Genomic DNA, 15241 nt, shown 5'->3' with positions numbered 1-15241 from the left:
ATCCGCTCCTTGGCGACCGTCAGGCGGATCCTGCCCGGCCCGGGGCAGCGGGGAACGGCACGACCGCCACTGTTACGTTGTCGTGGCCCCCGCCGTCCAGGGCGTAACCGACCAGGACCTGCGCGCTGTTGAGCGGCCGGGAACGGGCGTCCGGCGGCACCGCGCGGGCCATCTGCTCCGCCGATTCGGCGTAGTTCCACAGCCCGTCGGTGCACACCACCACGACGCCCGGCCGGTCCGGCTTGTACGAGGCGGTGTGGGGCTCCAGCTCATAGGCGTCCGCCCCGAGCCAGCCGGTGATGGCGTGGGCGCGCTCGTCCGCGTACGCCTCCGCCTCCGACATCAGCCCCGCTGCCACCATCTGGGCCGCCCACGAGTCGTCCTCGGTGAGCCGCGCGGGCGGGGTCGTACGGTCGTCGGGGACCCAGTAGGCGCGGCTGTCCCCGACCCAGCCGATGGTGAGGATGTCGCTGGTGACGACGGCGCTGACGATGGTGCACGCCGGTGCGTTCTGATGGCGCTGCCCCTCATGAGGGGGAGCCGCCGCGCCGGTGTCCTGGGCCAGGGAGTTGACCGCGTCGGCGGCGGCGATGATCGCCTCGTTCATGGCCTGCTGGGGGTGGGCGCCGCGGGGCAGCGAGGCCCGCAGCGCCTGGTTCGCGGAGTCGGCCGCGGCCGCCGAGGCTTCGTCGGGGCGGGTGGCCGAGGAGACCCCGTCGCACACCACGGCGACCATGGCCGGTGTGCCGTCGGGCAGCGCGGCGGTGGACACCGAGAACGCGTCCTCGTTGCGGTGGTGGCGCAGCCCGCGGTCGCTGGCCGCCGCGACTCCCTCCAGCTCACTCTCCATATGGTCGCGGGTCCGTGCCTGGGCGTGTCCGCAGCGCTCGCAGTAGCCGTCCTGGTCGATGGTGCCCTCCTGGCACGCGGCGCACCGGGGGCGGTGCTCGCCGCCGGGCAGCCGGGGGTCCGCCCCGGTGCCGGTGCCGCTGCCCGTGCTGCTCGCCGCGCTGGTGTACGTACTCGCGTTGGTCTCCGGGTGGATGCCGGGCTCGACGGACTCGACGGGTGCCTCGGGCGCGCCGAGCGCCGCCGCGGCCCGCGGGTCGGCCACCTGGCCGTACTCACCGGAGGTCGGGGCGGCCAGCTCGTAGTCGTCCGGCTCCGGCTCCGGGTGGGTGGACCGCGCCGCCCCGTTCACCCGCGGCGGCGCCGGCAGGTCGCCGTACGCCTCCGGCAGGTCGCCGTGCGCCTCCGGTCGGCCGGCGATCGCGTCCGCCGACAGTGCGGCCTCGGCCGCCAGCGCGGCCGCCACCGTCAGATCGGCACCGCACCGATCGCAGTATCTGTCCCCTGCCTGCGGCGGCTCATCACAGGCCGGGCAGGCTGACAGCTGGGGCGGCTGCGGCATCTGCGACATCGATCACACCCACGTCCTGGGGCGGAAGCGGTTGGCCCGCTCCACCAGTTCGATCCTCTCCTCGCCTCGCTGGGCGAGTCTGGCGAGTACACGGTACGAGCGCTCCAATCCGAAGCGCAGCCCGCGCTCGTCCAGGCTGCTGCCGAGCAGAGCGGGCCGGTTGTGTCCCGGGGGCGCCCCGCTGCTGCCGGACAGTACCCAATCCAGGGCGCTGCCCAGGACCTCCGTACGCAGCCGCTCCCGCCGCACCGCGTCCAGACCGAACTCGCCCAGCCGCTCGACCTGGGCCGCCGAGGCCGTCAGATCGCTCAGCAGGGCGTCGTACGGCGCGCGCTGGCGCAGCCGGGCCCGTACGGCGGCGACCCGCGCCGCCGTGTAGTGGATCGAGGACTCCGGCACCGACTCCAGAGCCCGCACCGCGCCCGGGCGGTCCCCGGAGCACAGCAGGACCCGGGCGAGGCCGAAGGCGGCGCTCACGAAGCTGGGGTCGGAGGCCCAGACCAGCCGGTAGTACTCCGCCGCGTTGTCCAACTGGCCGAGCACCTCGGCGCAGACGCCGAGCGCCAGCTTCGGCGCGGGCTCACCGGGGAACGCGTCGTAGACGGCGTCGAAGGAGAGCGCGGCCGTCTCGCGGTCGCCGCTGGCCAGCGCGTGCAGCCCCCGGTACCAGACGATCCGCCAGTCGTCGCTGTACGCGGCCTCGAGACCGGTGAGCGCGACGCCCGCGTCATGCTCCTGGGCCAGCTCCAGTTGGGCGCGCACCCGGCGCAGCCGCAGCTCGACCGAGTCCACGGGCGCGGTCCGCAGCGCGGCGCTCACCTCGGCGGGGTCGGCGGCCAGCAGACCGGCCAGGAACCCCGCGTTGGGGTCGTCGGAGTCCACCAGCGGCACCGGGAGCGCCAGCGCGGTGGCCCGTCCGTCCAGCGTGGTGACGGCGGGCAGCGGCAGGGCCAGCGGGCCCGGCGGGCGCTGCGCGGGGATGAGGGGCGCGGTGGCGCCCCCGGCGGACCGGGCGCCCAGCAGGGACGGATCCTTTCCGTCGTCGGCGAACAACTCGGTGTCCACCACGCGCGGTTCCGGTCCGAAGAGCGTGGACAGGGCCGGCCGGGGCCGCCCGGTCTGTAGCGCCACGACCTCCCGCAGCACCCCGGTCAGCTGGTCGGCCATCTCCCGCGCGGAGGCGAAGCGGCGCCCCGGGTCGGGATCGGTGGCCCGCACCAGCAGCCGGTAGAAGGATTCATAACGCCGGAAGACCTCGATGTGCTCGGGGTCCGGCAGGCTGTCCACGTAGACGTTCGTATAGCCCTGGAAGTCGAAGGTGAGCACGGCCAGGGTGCGCGCCACCGTGTAGAGGTCGGAGGAGATCGACGGGCCGGACTCGGAGATCTCGGGGGCCTGATAGCCGACCGTGCCGTAGATGGGGCTGTCGTGGTCGTCCATCCGCCGGACCGCGCCCATGTCGATCAGCTTGAGCTGGTCCTGCTGCTGAATGGCGTTGTCGACCTTGAAGTCGCAGTAGAGCAGATTGCGGCTGTGCAGATGGCCGAGCGCCTCCAGCGCCTCGATGCCGTAGGCGCACGCCTGCTCCACCGGCAGCGGATTGCGGCGGCCGTCGCTCGTGCGGCGGGCGTTGGCGATGTCCTTGAGGGACTTGCCGCCCACGTACTCCATGACGATGTAGCCGTCGAGGCTGCCGGTGCGCTGGTCGAGGTGTTCGACGAAGTTGTAGATCCGGACGATGTTGGAGTGCTCGATCTCGGCGAGGAAGCGGCGCTCGGAGACGGCGGCGGCCAGGGCCTCCTCGTCGCCCGTGTCCAGCAGGCCCTTGAGGACCACCCAGCGGTCCGACACCGCGCGGTCGATGGCCAGATAGATCCAGCCGAGCCCGCCGTGCGCAAGGCAGCCCGCGACCTCGTACTGGCCGTGGACGATGTCACCGGGGTTCAACTTCGGTACGAACGAGTACGGATGGCCGCACTTGGTGCAGAACCCCTCCGTGCGGCCCGGCCGTTCGCCGCGGGCGCGGCCCACCGGGGCACCGCAGTCCCCGCGGCTACAGAACCGCTTGCGCTCGGGGACCTCGGGGTCCGCCAGCACCGCCGTCCGGGGATCGGGGCGCGGCACATCGGGGACGCTGACCAGACCGGCGCCCAGGGCGTTCCGCCCCGAGGAGGCCGAGGTGGCGGAGCGGGAGCTGCGCACCGAGACCGAACGGGACGAGGTGCGCCCGGACATGGAGCGGGACAGCCGCCCGGACACCGAGCGCCGGGACGAGGAGGAGCGAGCCGAACGCGACCGGCCCGAGGTGCCGGACGAGGAGTCCCGGCCGGTCGCCGAGGAATGCCCGCTCCGCGCCGACGAGCCCTCGCTCCGGGACGAGGAGCTCCCGCCCGGCCCGGGCTGGCCGGTGATCCCGGTGGGCGGTGAGGCCACCATCCCCTGCGGTGAGACGACCGGGGCCATACCGCAGACATCGCAGTACAGCTCGCCTCCGCCCACGTCCTCGTAGGACCCGCCGCAGTCACGCCGCTGGCAGGCGACGACCGCCGCATTCATTCCGTGCCTCCCTCGATGCCTTGCCCGGCCGGGCCCGTCTGGCGTGGCACCAGGGCCTCGGCCGCCGCCTGCTGGTAGCGCAGCACGGCCTGCTCGGCCGCCCGCAGATCGCACGGGGCGCTCCACAGCATCCGGCGGGCCACGTCATACCGCTCCACCAGGAACGGGTCCTCCGCCATGCCATGGCGGGCGACCTTCGCCTTGTACGCGTCGAGCCGGCCGCGCAGCTCGGCGCGGACGGCGAGCGGCGCGGTGACCGCGGTCAACGACTCGCGGGCCCGCAGCAGCTCGTCGTCGGCGCGCTGCTCCAGGCTCTCCAGCAGCGGTGAGAGCCGGTGCCACTGCGAACGCCTGCGGTAGTCGGCGGCGGCGACCAGCTGCTCGTGCAGCGCGGTCGGCGGGCCGCTGACGGCCGGAACCTCCGATGCCGCGATCTTCGCGAGCACCTCACCGCGCGCCTGACGCGCCTCCGCCAGGGTGCGATCGGCGCGGGAGAGCACATCCCGCAGCCGCATCAGCCGCCGCTCGGCGTCCTGCCGCACATCCAGGACCGCCTCGATCTCCCGGCGCACATCCTCCAGGGCGCGGGCGGCGCGGTCATAGCGCTCGGTGTCGGGGCTGCCGCCGCCGGGCGCCGAGCTGCCGCTGGCATGCTTCCAGAAGGCCAGCGGGTCGGAGACCACTTCGGCGCGCAGCGCGGTCAGCTCGGCGGTGATCTGCTCCAGATCGTCCCCCGAGGGGTGCTCACCGGGACGCACCCCCACCGAGTGGGCCAGCGAACGGGTGCGGTGCAGCTCGGCGGAGAGCATGTCGATCCGGGCGGGCAGCGCGGACCATACGGCGTCGGCGCTGACGATGACGTCGAGGGCCTCCGCGTACCAGCGGTTCATCCGGTCGACCAGCCGGTCAAGACCCAACTCCTCGCTGAGCAGCGGGGAACCGCCGAGGGTGGCGCTGCTGGGCAGGGTGATCGCGGTGCCGCACAGCAGCTCGGTGAGCTCGGTCAACTCGTCCTGTGTCGGCCAGCGGTGACGGGAGCGCACCTCACGGGCCCGGGTGAGGGCCTCGGTGTACGCGTCGAAGTAGCTCCACAGGAGAGAGATGGCCTGCTCGGTGGTGGACCAGCGGTCCTTGGTGACGCCCGTGAGCTCGGCGCCCTCGAGAAGCCTTCTGCCCGCGTGGTCCTGGAGGGCGAGCAGCGAGGACTCGATCGCCTCGTGTTCGGCGGCGAGCTTCGCCAGTGCGCGGTCCACCTCCTCCCGGCCCATGACCGGGCCGTCGGGTGCCCCCGCGAAACTGGGGAAGGGTCCCGGGACCCCCATCGATCACCTCTCCATGTCCGTAACCGTTATGTGATCTGTCTGCTGCGTCATCCCTACGCGTGTGGGGCGGGTGCTAATCCTTGCCGGTCCGTGATCCTTGCTCTTGCCCGATGTGTCCGGGTCCGTCGTGCTCGTGCGCGCCGGCCCTCGTCCTTGCTGGTCCTTGTCCGCGCTAGTCCTTGTATTCGGGGGTGGGCGGCGTCGGGTTCTCCTGCGTCGTGCTGAAGTCCTTGGCGAGCCACTTCTGGTAGGCCTGCATCCAAGGGCTGCCCGCCCCGCCCTGGCGGTAGTTCTCCAGAACCTTGTTGACCCGGCGTACCAGGTCGTCGTCGTCCTTGTTCATCGCCACGCCGTAGAACTCATCGGTGAATCGCGAGCCGACCAGCTTGACGGAGGGGTCCTGGGCCGCCTGGCCGGCCGCCAGCGCGTTGTCGGTGATCACCGCGTCCACCTGGCCGAGCTGAAGTCTGACCAGGCAGTCCAGCTGGTTGGGGACGGGCTTCACCTTGATCGCGCCCAGATGCTCGGCCCCGGTGTCCGGCTTGTCCAGCTCGGCCTCGGCGGTGGAACCCTGCGCGGTGCAGACCTTCTTGCCGCGCAGGGTCTTGTTGTAGCCGGTGATGGACGAGTCGTCGGGGACCAGCACCTGCTGCCCGGCCTGGAAGTACGCGGTGGAGAACGCCACGTCCTTGATCCGGTCGCAGTTGATGGTCATGGTGCGCACCACCACGTCGACCTTGCCCTGCTGGAGGGCCTTGATGCGCTGACTGGTGGGTATGGTGCGGAAGATGACCGCGTCCGGATCGCCGAAGATGTCGTCGGCGATGGCGCGCACCAGGTCGATGTCGAAGCCGGTGAGGTCGCCGGTGGCCGGATCGCGGTATCCCCAGCGGTAGCTGTTCTGGTCGACGCCCGCGATCAGCTTGTTGAGCTTGTGCCCGTTGACCTCACGGTTCTTGATCCGCTTGATGGCCGGACCGCTCGCACTGGACGGGCGCAGGCTCGCCTCGGGATCGCGGCAGCTGTCCGCCGACGCGGCCTCGGCGCCGGTCCGCACCGTATGCGGCTGCCGCGCACCGCCCTTGCCGCCGCCGTCCCCGCCGTCGTCCATCATCGCCGGGACCGCGATGGCCGTGGCCACGCCCAGGGCGCATACCGTCACCGCGGCGGCCGATCGCAGCGATCGCATGCTTCCGCCCCCCATCGTCCTCATCGGTACTCCGACAGTCTGCGGCCTATGCCCAGCACCGCTCCCGCGGCTCCCAGCACGGCCAGCACCCCGGCGCCCAGCGCCATGGCGGTGAACGCGCCGCGTCCGTCGTCGGCGGCCTGCTGGAACTCCCGCTGCTCATGGTCGAGGGCCTTGGCCAGCTGGCTGTCCACCGCGTCGAAGGACTCGCCGGTGCTGTCGTCGGCGCCTATGACCTTCGTCAGCGCCGTCTTGTAGTCGCCCCCGTCGTCGGCGGCGCGGGCGGCCTTGTGCCGCACCTGCCACTCGTGGATCCGGCCGCCGGCCTTCTCCACCGGTTCGCGGCCCTCGTCGTCGTTGGCGAGGGCGCGCGCCTTGTCCAGCAGGCTTCCGTCCGAGGGGCGGTCGCCGGACGCCTTGCCCACGAGCGCGGACATCCGCGCCCCATAGCTGACCTCGTAGGCGTCCTTGCCCTTGTTGGCACCGTCCTCGTCCACGACGACCGCGCCGCGCGCCACGAGGGTCAGGTTCTCGTCGGCGCGGGCCCGCAGGGAGTCGATCCGCGCCTCGTTGAGCACCTGGAGGGACTTCGCCCCGTGGTCGTTGGAGTCGCTGAGCTGGGTGCTGGCGACCGCGTGGCCGACCACCAGCCACAGCATCACCACCGTGGAGGCGGCCGTGGCGGTGAGCAGACCGCGGCTGAGCACCCGGTTGGTCCGCAGGAACTCGCGGCGCTGGGCCCAGCCCAGCGCGCCCAGGGCGACCAGACCGGTGGCGATCGCCACCCACGGCCATGCCTCGGCGTCCTCGTAGTCCTCCCCGAGGCGGGCGGTCTCCGCCTGGTAGAGCCTGCCCGCGGCGGGCAGCAGCTTGTCGCGCATGGTGTCGTTGGCATAGCGCAGATACGCGCCGCCCAGCGGCAGCCCCTGGCGGTTGTTGGCGCGCGCGGAGTCGACCAGACCGGTGTAGACCGGCAGCATCTGATTGATCTTCTGTATCTCGTCGCGGGCGGAGGACGAGCCCTCCGTATTGGCCGCGGCCCGCACCAGCAGCTTGGACGCGGTGTCGATGTCCCGCACGAACCGCTGCCGGACCTGGGGAGGCTCCTGGCCGCCCGCCAGGAAGCCTCCGGTGGCGGTGGTGTCCGCGTCGGCAAGGGAGCGGTAGATCTGCGCCGCGTCGGCGCTCAGCGGCTGGCTGCGCTCGGCCACGGCGTCCGCCGCGGTCTGCCGGTCGGAGACCTGCCAGGCCGTGACCGCGCCGAACGCGATCACCAGCGCGGCCAGCACCGCCCCGATGACGCGCAGCCGGCCGGGCTCGGTCGTCGCCGCCGCCCGCGCCCGGTCGAGCCCCTCGGCCCACGCGGTCCGCGGCGGGGCCGCGGGCGCGGGCGGCGGTGCGGCTCTGCCGGTGGTCGGCGGGTATGACACAAGACCTCCCCCTTGGCCCGATTCCTGGATGGTGTCGCGGTCGGTGTCGCAGCAGTATGGACCGCGGCGCCAGGAGAGGTCACCGGTCGAGCCTGGATCTTGTTCGGATCGCGATCTTCCCTCCCCTTTTCATTACGCTTCGGAAGGACTTTCGGTTCCACTTTCCGTGTCGTCAGCTGCGGCGGCGTCGTCGGCCGGGGCGGTGTCACCGGCCGGGGCGTAGTGCGCGCGCAGCCGGGCGTACGCCGATTCCGGCGCGCCGGTGCGGTCCAGGCCCAGCAGCGCGGCGCCGAGCACCGGCGGTGCGGTGACCACCCGCGGCTCGGCCTTCGGGGCGCGCTCCGCGAGCAGTTCGCGGATCCGGTCGTCCAGCAGCGGATGGCGGGCCGCGAGCACCCCGCCGCCCAGCACCACAGGGGTCTCCTCGCCCAGCAGATCGAGCCGGCCGAGGGCGACCACGGCCATGGTCACCACTTCCTCCGCCTGGCGTTCGACGACCGCCCGCGCGATCTCGTCGCCGGCCCCGGCCACCGCGAACAGCACCGGCGTCAGCTCATGCCGCCGCCCCGGCTCCAGACGGCCCAGATGCAGCGCCTCGATCAGCTCGTACATGGTGGTGAGGCCGAAGTGCGCGGGCAGGGCGCGGGCCAGCTCGGTCGGCTCGCCGCGGCCGTCCTCCGCGCGCGCCGCCCACCACAGCGCCTCCTCCGAGAGATAGCCCCCGCCGCCCCAGTCGCCGGAGATCCGGCCGATGGCGGGGAAGCGGGCCACCCGGCCGCCGTGACCGATCCCGGCGCAGTTGATGCCCGCGCCGCAGACCACGGAGACGCCGGTCGGCTCGCCGTCGTCCCCGACCCCGGCCCGCAGCAGGGCGAAGGTGTCATTGGCGACCGTGACGGTGGCGCCCCAGCCGCGCTCGGCCAGGACGCCCGTCAACTCCTCCTCCTCGCTGGGCAGATCGACGTTGGCCAGACAGGCCGAGACATGCCCCGCGCCCGCCGGACCGGCCCGGCCCGCCTGCCGCGCCGCCTCCTCCACCAGGGGCGCGAGCGAGCCGACGGCCTGCTCGGCGCCCACGACGGGCGGCCGGAAGCCGCCGCCGCGGGCCGCGCCGAGCACGGAGCCGTCCGGGCCGATGAGTGCCACATCCGTCTTGCTGTTGCCCGCGTCGATCGCCAGGACCGACCCGTCCGGCGGGGAGGCGGACGAGGGGGAGGAGGACGAAGGGGAAGGAGAGGGGGTCGGTACGGACTGGGTCAGGCCCACGCCAGATGCTCCCGGTTGTGCGCGATGAGGTCGTCGGTCAGCTTCTCGGCGTATTCGATCTGGCCGATGAGGGGGTGGGACAGCAGCGCCTGGAAGACCCGCTCCCGGCCGCCCTTCAACGCCGCCTCCAGCGCCAGGTGTTCGTACGCGGTGACATTCGCGACCAGACCGGCGAACAGGGGCTCGAGGGGGCGCACGGGCAGTGGCTTCGCGCCCTGCGCATTGACGGCCGCCGGGACCTCGATCACCGCGTCGTCCGGCAGGAAGGGCAGGGTGCCCGCGTTGAACGTATTGACGATCCGCACCTCGCCGGTGTCGCCCAGCAGGGACGAGGTCAGATCGACCGCCGCCTCCGAGTAGAACGCCCCGCCGCGCTTGCCGAGCAGCTCGGGCTTCTCGTCCAGCGCCGGATCGCCGTACATCTCCAGCAGTTCCCGCTCGATCGCCGCGACCTCCGCCGCCCGGGACGGCTTGCTGCGCAGCTCCCGTACCACCGCGTCATGCTGGTAGTAGTAGCGCAGATAGTAGGAGGGGACGACGCCGAGCCGGCCCACCAGCGTGCGCGGCATCCGCAGGTCCTCGGCGATCGCCTCGCCGTGCTCCGCGAGCAGCTTGGGCAGGACGTCCTCGCCGTCGGTGCCGCCGACGCGCACCGCGCGCTCCCAGGTGAGGTGGTTGAGGCCGACGTGCTCCAGCGTCACCTCGCCGGGGTCCACGCCCAGCAGCTTGGCGAACTTCCGCTGGAAGCCGATGGCCACATTGCACAGGCCGACCGCCCGGTGCCCGGCCGTGAGCAGCGCCCGGGTCACGATCCCGACCGGGTTGGTGAAGTCCACGATCCAGGCGTCGGGGTTGCGGCGGCGCACCCGCTCGGCGATGTCCAGCACCACCGGGACGGTGCGCAGCGCCTTGGCCAGCCCGCCCGCGCCGGTGGTCTCCTGGCCGACACAGCCGCACTCCAGCGGCCAGGTCTCGTCCTGGTTCCGCGCGGCCTGGCCGCCGACGCGCAGCTGGAGCAGGACCGCGTCCGCGCCGTCCACGCCCGCGTCCAGGTCGTCGGTCCAGGAGATGGTGCCCGGGTGGCCCTGCTTGGCGAAGATCCGGCGCGCCAGCCCGCCGACCAGCTCCAGCCGGTCGGCGGCCGGGTCGACCAGGACGAGCTCCTCCAGCGGGAGCACGTCCCGCAACCGGGCGAATCCGTCGATGAGTTCGGGGGTGTAGGTGGACCCACCCCCCACGACTGCGAGCTTCAACCCTTGACTCCTGTCAGTGTGACGCCTTCGACGAAGGCTTTCTGAGCGAAGAAGAAGACGATGATGACGGGGGCCATGACGAGCAGGGTCGCGGCCATCGTCAGATTCCAGTTGACGCTGTGCGCGCTCTTGAAGCTCTCCAGGCCGTAACTGAGCGTCCAGGCACCCGGATTCTGCGAGGCGTAGATCTGCGGGCCGAAGTAGTCGTTCCAGCAGTAGAAGAACTGGAACAGCGCGACGGCCGCGATCCCCGGCTTGGCCATCGGGATCACGATGCGCAGCAGCGTGCCGAATTCCCCGCTGCCGTCCACCTTCGCCGACTCCAGGTACTCCCGGGGAATCGTCAGCAGGAACTGGCGCAGCAGGAAGATGGAGTACGCGTCGCCGAACGCCATCGGGATGATCAGTGGCCACAGCGAACCCGACAGATGGAGCTGCTGCGCCCAGACCAGATACATCGGTATCACGATCACCTGCGGCGGCAGCATCATCGTGGAGATGACCAGGATCATGGCGGTGCGGCGGCCGCGGAAGCGGAATTTGGCCAGGGCGTAGGCCACCGGAATGGAGGAACAGACGGTGAAGAGGGTGCCGAGCCCGGCGTACATCAGCGAATTGCGCCACCAGTCCAGGAAGCCCGGGGTGTTGAAGACTTCGACGTAATTCGACCAGTTCCATTCGGTGGGCCACAGATCGCCGCTCAGCGCCTGGTCGTCGCTCATCACCGAGGTCAGGAAGACGAAGACGAAGGGCAGGATGAAGAAGAGCGCGGCGGCGATGGCGACCGCGTGCACGGCGATCCAGTGCAGCGCGGCGCGGCGGCGGGCGGCGGGGGCGGGGGAGCGTCCGGCGGCGGGGCGCGCGGGCGCGGGCGGCGCCGAGAGGGCGGTGGTGGCGGTCATGGTGAATCGGTCCTCTTCAGTCCTCGGCTCAGTCATCGGCCGACAGCAGTCCGGCACGCTTGCGCATCAGTAGCGTTGTCACGGCCATCGCGATCGCGAACAGCACGAGCGAGAGCACGCAGGCGGCTCCGGTGTTGAAGTTCTGGAAGCCGAGCGAGTAGACGAGCTGCGGCACGGTGAGCGTGGAGTGGTCGGGGTAGCCGGGCTGGATGACCGAGCCGGGCCCGATGCTGACCCCGGAGGCGAGCTTTCCGGCGACCAGCGCCTGGGTGTAGTACTGCATGGTCTGGACGACGCCCGTCACGACCGCGAACATCACGATCGGGGTAATCGACGGCCAGGTCACATAGCGGAACTTGTGGAACGCCCCGGCGCCGTCCAGGTCGGCCGCCTCGTACTGCTCCTTGGGGACGTCCAGCAGGGCCGCCATGAAGATGACCATGAGATCCCCGATGCCCCACAGGGAGAGCAGTACGAGGGACGGCTTGGCCCAGGCCGGGTCGTTGAACCAGTTCGGGGCGTGGATCCCGATGCTCCCGAGAATGTCGTTCACCGGGCCGGTACCGGGATTGAGAAGGAAGACGAAGGCGACGGTGGCCGCCACCGGAGGGGCGAGATACGGCAGATAGAAGGCGGTGCGGAAGAATCCCACCCCGGACTTCACCTTGGTGGCCAGAAGTCCGATGCCCAGGCCGAAGACGACCCGCAGCGCCACCATGACCACGACCAGCCACAGCGTGTTCCACATCGCCGGACCGAACAGCGGCATCTGCTCCAGCACATAACGCCAGTTGCGCAGCCCCACGAAGGTCGGCGCCTTGATCTGGTTGTAGTGCATGAAGGAGAAGTAGACGGTGGCGATGAGCGGATAGCCGAAGAAGACGGTGAAGCCGACCAGCCAGGGGGAGAGAAAACCGAGGGTGCGCAGCCGCTCGCGCCGGGCCTTACGGCGCAGGGCGGGGGCGTTCGTCAAGGTGGCCATGTCGCACTCCGTCAGTTCTGTGCCTGGAGATTGTCGGCATCTATCTCGTCATCGAGTTTTCGTAGCCCCGCGTCCAGATCGTGCACCTTGCCCGCCTCGACGCCGTAGGAGAAGTCCTGTAGCGAAACGACGTACTGACCGCCGTTGATCGAGGGCGGCAGGGCGGTGCTGTAGCGGTTCTGTGCGATATCGAGGAAGGCCCGGAAGGTGGGATCCGAGTCCAGCTTCGGGGAGGTGAGCGCCGCCTTGGTGGACGGCACATTGTGAATGGCGTTGGCGAAGGCGACCACCTGATCGGTGTTGGCGGTCAGGAACTTCACCAGCTCCCACGCGGCGTTCTGATGGGTGCTGCTGTGCGCGATGCCGACCACGGTTCCGGTGAGATAGCCCCGGCCATAGGTCTCGGGCCGGTCGTCGGGCACCGGCAGCGGGGCGGTGCCCCAGTTGAACTTCGCGCCCTTCATGAAGAGCCCGCGCCATTCGCCGTCCATGTGCATCGCGAGCTTTCCGGTGAGAAAGGCGTTCTGCGACGACATCTCATCGCCGAAGGAGGTACGGAACGTCTCCAGCGGGCCATAGCCGCCCTGGCTCCGGACCAGCTCCCCGGTGGTGGCGTAGAACTCCTTGGCCGCCTTGCCCTTCGCCAGCCGCGCCTTGCCGTCCTTGTCGAAGTACGAGGGGCCCCACTGGGCGAGGAACCGGTCCGGGCTGTTCTGGTAGAGCCGGAAATTGGGCATGAAGCCCACCCGCTCATAGCCGCCGCTCTTGGTGCGCTTGGTCAGCTTGACGGCGTCGCGCCGCAGCTCCGACATGGTGCGGGGCGGCCGCTTGATGCCCGCCTGGGCGAAGGCGTCCTTGTTGTAGTACATGCCGTACGCGTCGGCGAGCAGCGGGAGGGCGCACTGGGCGCCCTGGTAGCTCGTGTAGTCCAGCAGCGTTTTCGGAAAGACCTTGGCCTTGTCGAGACCGGTCTTCTTCATGAATGGATCGAGGTCCACCCACATACCGGAGGAGCAGTACTGCCCCACATTGTTGGTGGTGAAGGAGGAGACGACATCGGGGGCGTCGCCGCCACCCGCCCGCAGCGCCTGGTTCACGGTGGCGTCGGTGACATTCCCGGTGGCCTTCACCTTGATATTGGGGTGGAGCTTCTCGAACCGGGCGATGCTGGCGTCGATCGCCTTGACCTCGCTGTCCTCCGACCAGCCGTGCCAGAACTTCAGCGTGACGGGTTTGGTCGGATCGTCTTTGGCGCTGCCGGTACTGGGATTGGCGCAGCCCGTGAGGAGCAGGGTGCCGGCGCTCAGTGCTGCGGCGAGAGCGGCCAGTTTTCGTGCCATGGGGAGACTTCCTTTACTGCGGTACAGGGGGACGGCAGGGGAAGCGGCGGTGCGGGGCGCCGGACAACGGACAGAGGGGAGAACGGACGGAGGGGAGAACAGGCAGGAGGGAGAACGGACAGCGGGGAAGAGGGGACAGAGAGGAAGAGGAGAAGAGGGGACGTACGGGGTGGTGAAGCGGCGCCCGGTGACTCAGGCGTCGAACCGGGCGGTGTCGAAAACGGTCTGACGGGCATCGGCGACCGCCGTCCGCAGCGCGCCGATGAGAATCGGATCCCCCTCGATCTCACTGATCCGCAGCTGCGGCCGGGGCAGCGCGAGACCGGTCATCTCGTCCTCGACCAGCTGCCGCAGCCGGTCCCCGCCGGCCTGCGCGACCTCACCCGAAAGGACGACCAGCTCCGGGTCGACCACGGCGACGACGGAGGCCAGCCCGGTGGCCAGCCGGCGGGCCAGCTCGGTCAGCACCTCGTCACCCGGGCCGGGGGTGCGCAGTGCGGCGGCGAGCGCCTTGGTGGCCGTGGGCGCGTCGATCCCGTGGTCGCGGGCCAGCTCCACGACGGCGGGCGAGCCGACCAGCTTCTGGAACCCCCCGCCCCCGTCCGGCCGGGCGGCGGCGTCCGGTCCGCCCCGGGCCAGCGGCGCGCCCGGCAGCGGCATGTAGCCGATCTCCCCGGCCCCGCCGGTGGCACCCCGCAGCAGGGTGCCGTGGAGCACGATGGCCGCGCCGACCCCCTCGTCGGCCCAGACCAGCGCGAAGTCGTCGAAGTCCTGGGCGGTGCCGTCGTGCTGTTCGGCGATGGCGGCGAGGTTGACGTCGTTCTCGATGACGATCGGTGTGTGCAGCACCTCGGCCAGGTCGTCCCGCAGGGTGCGGGACTGCCAGCCGGGCAGGTGCGGGGCGTAGCGCAGCGTCCCGGTGCGCGGGTCGAGCGCGCCGGGGGTGCCGATCACGGTGGAATGCAGATCGTCCCGGCCGAGCCCGGCGGCGGCCAGCGCCCCGTCCACCGCCTCGGCGACCAGCTCCCCGGTCCGGTTGGTCACGCTCGCGTCGGTCGCCGGGGCCGTCACCCGGTGTTCACCGACGACCTGGCCGGTGATGTCGGCGACGGCGGCGGTGATGCCCTCCTGGTCCACGGCGAGCGCGGCCACATGGGCGGCGGCCGGATCGATCTCGTACAGCTGCGCGTTGGGCCCCGGCCGTCCGGTGACGTTCCCGGTGGTGCGGACCAGGCCGACCGACTCCAGGCGGGTCAGCAGCTGGGAGGCGGTGGGCTTGGAAAGACCGGTCAGCTCCCCGAGCCGGGTCCGGGTGAGCGGTCCGTGGGCGGACAGCAGCTCCAGCGCGGCGCGGTCGTTCATGGCGCGGAGGACGCGGGGGGTCCCGGGTGTGCCGCCCTGGGTATTGCTGCCGGGTGATGCGGCCATGGTGGTGCCCCCGTCTCACTCTGTTAAGAAAGTTTCCTATTGATGAATAGCAAGCTAGGGGGCGGACCGGGGCGGCGTCAATGGGTCAAAGGCGGGCTTTCCTTGGCGGGTTCTTGGCGAAGAGATGGATCATCCATGTACCTGGCATGGACA

The 15241-nt window shown here is 71.2% G+C and carries 12 protein-coding genes; 1 reads left to right on the top strand and 11 read right to left on the bottom strand.

The features are described 5' to 3' along the window. Nucleotides 1-19: 19 nt before the first annotated feature. Both KHP12_RS20655 and KHP12_RS20650 read right to left on the bottom strand, forming a co-directional pair. Nucleotides 20-1420, bottom strand: a complete 1401-nt coding sequence (locus KHP12_RS20655; RefSeq protein ID WP_086882339.1) for a PP2C family protein-serine/threonine phosphatase — start codon at nucleotides 1418-1420, stop codon at nucleotides 20-22. 3 nt (nucleotides 1421-1423) lie between these two features. Then, complete coding sequence (locus KHP12_RS20650; RefSeq protein ID WP_425574567.1) at nucleotides 1424-3622, bottom strand: serine/threonine-protein kinase; 2199 nt, start codon at nucleotides 3620-3622, stop codon at nucleotides 1424-1426. On the opposite strand from KHP12_RS20650, the gene KHP12_RS53820 reads away from it, so the two are divergent. Beyond that, complete coding sequence (locus tag KHP12_RS53820) at nucleotides 3600-3929, top strand: hypothetical protein (protein ID WP_425574568.1); 330 nt, start codon at nucleotides 3600-3602, stop codon at nucleotides 3927-3929. The genes KHP12_RS20650 and KHP12_RS53820 overlap by 23 nt on opposite strands. Before the next feature lie 43 nt (nucleotides 3930-3972). Here KHP12_RS53820 and KHP12_RS20645 read toward each other — a convergent pair whose 3' ends face one another. The 9 genes from KHP12_RS20645 to KHP12_RS20605 form a co-directional block, all read right to left on the bottom strand. After that, nucleotides 3973-5298, bottom strand: coding sequence for a coiled-coil domain-containing protein (locus KHP12_RS20645; protein WP_086882337.1), 1326 nt, complete (start codon nucleotides 5296-5298; stop codon nucleotides 3973-3975). Between the two features lie 172 nt (nucleotides 5299-5470). Then, complete coding sequence (locus tag KHP12_RS20640) at nucleotides 5471-6511, bottom strand: glutamate ABC transporter substrate-binding protein (RefSeq protein WP_086882336.1); 1041 nt, start codon at nucleotides 6509-6511, stop codon at nucleotides 5471-5473. Next, nucleotides 6508-7917, bottom strand: a complete 1410-nt coding sequence (locus KHP12_RS20635; protein ID WP_211833384.1) for a GlnX family signal transduction membrane protein — start codon at nucleotides 7915-7917, stop codon at nucleotides 6508-6510. Before KHP12_RS20635 ends, KHP12_RS20640 begins: the two co-directional genes overlap by 4 nt. 132 nt (nucleotides 7918-8049) lie before the next feature. Beyond that, nucleotides 8050-9096, bottom strand: a complete 1047-nt coding sequence (locus KHP12_RS20630) for an N-acetylglucosamine kinase (protein ID WP_246643859.1) — start codon at nucleotides 9094-9096, stop codon at nucleotides 8050-8052. A gap of 77 nt (nucleotides 9097-9173) precedes the next feature. Continuing rightward, entirely contained in the window at nucleotides 9174-10436 is a 1263-nt protein-coding gene (locus KHP12_RS20625) for a 6-phospho-beta-glucosidase (RefSeq protein ID WP_246643196.1), read from the bottom strand. After that, nucleotides 10433-11338: a carbohydrate ABC transporter permease gene (locus tag KHP12_RS20620; protein ID WP_210609282.1), complete on the bottom strand. Its 906-nt coding sequence runs from the start codon at nucleotides 11336-11338 to the stop codon at nucleotides 10433-10435. The genes KHP12_RS20625 and KHP12_RS20620 overlap by 4 nt, the downstream gene beginning before the upstream one ends. 28 nt (nucleotides 11339-11366) lie before the next feature. Further along, on the bottom strand, nucleotides 11367-12320 hold the full coding sequence (locus KHP12_RS20615; RefSeq protein WP_086885251.1) for a carbohydrate ABC transporter permease: 954 nt from the start codon (nucleotides 12318-12320) through the stop codon (nucleotides 11367-11369). Nucleotides 12321-12331: 11 nt separating this feature from the next. Next, nucleotides 12332-13660, bottom strand: a complete 1329-nt coding sequence (locus KHP12_RS20610) for an ABC transporter substrate-binding protein (RefSeq protein WP_086885252.1) — start codon at nucleotides 13658-13660, stop codon at nucleotides 12332-12334. Nucleotides 13661-13852: 192 nt separating this feature from the next. Next, a complete protein-coding gene (locus KHP12_RS20605; protein ID WP_086885253.1) occupies nucleotides 13853-15088 on the bottom strand; it encodes an ROK family transcriptional regulator in 1236 nt (411 codons plus the stop codon). Between the last annotated feature and the right edge of the window lie 153 nt (nucleotides 15089-15241).

The sequence above is a fragment of the Streptomyces asiaticus genome, from assembly GCF_018138715.1.
GTDB lineage: Bacteria > Actinomycetota > Actinomycetes > Streptomycetales > Streptomycetaceae > Streptomyces > Streptomyces asiaticus.
This window is presented reverse-complemented; position numbering and strand designations above follow the sequence as displayed.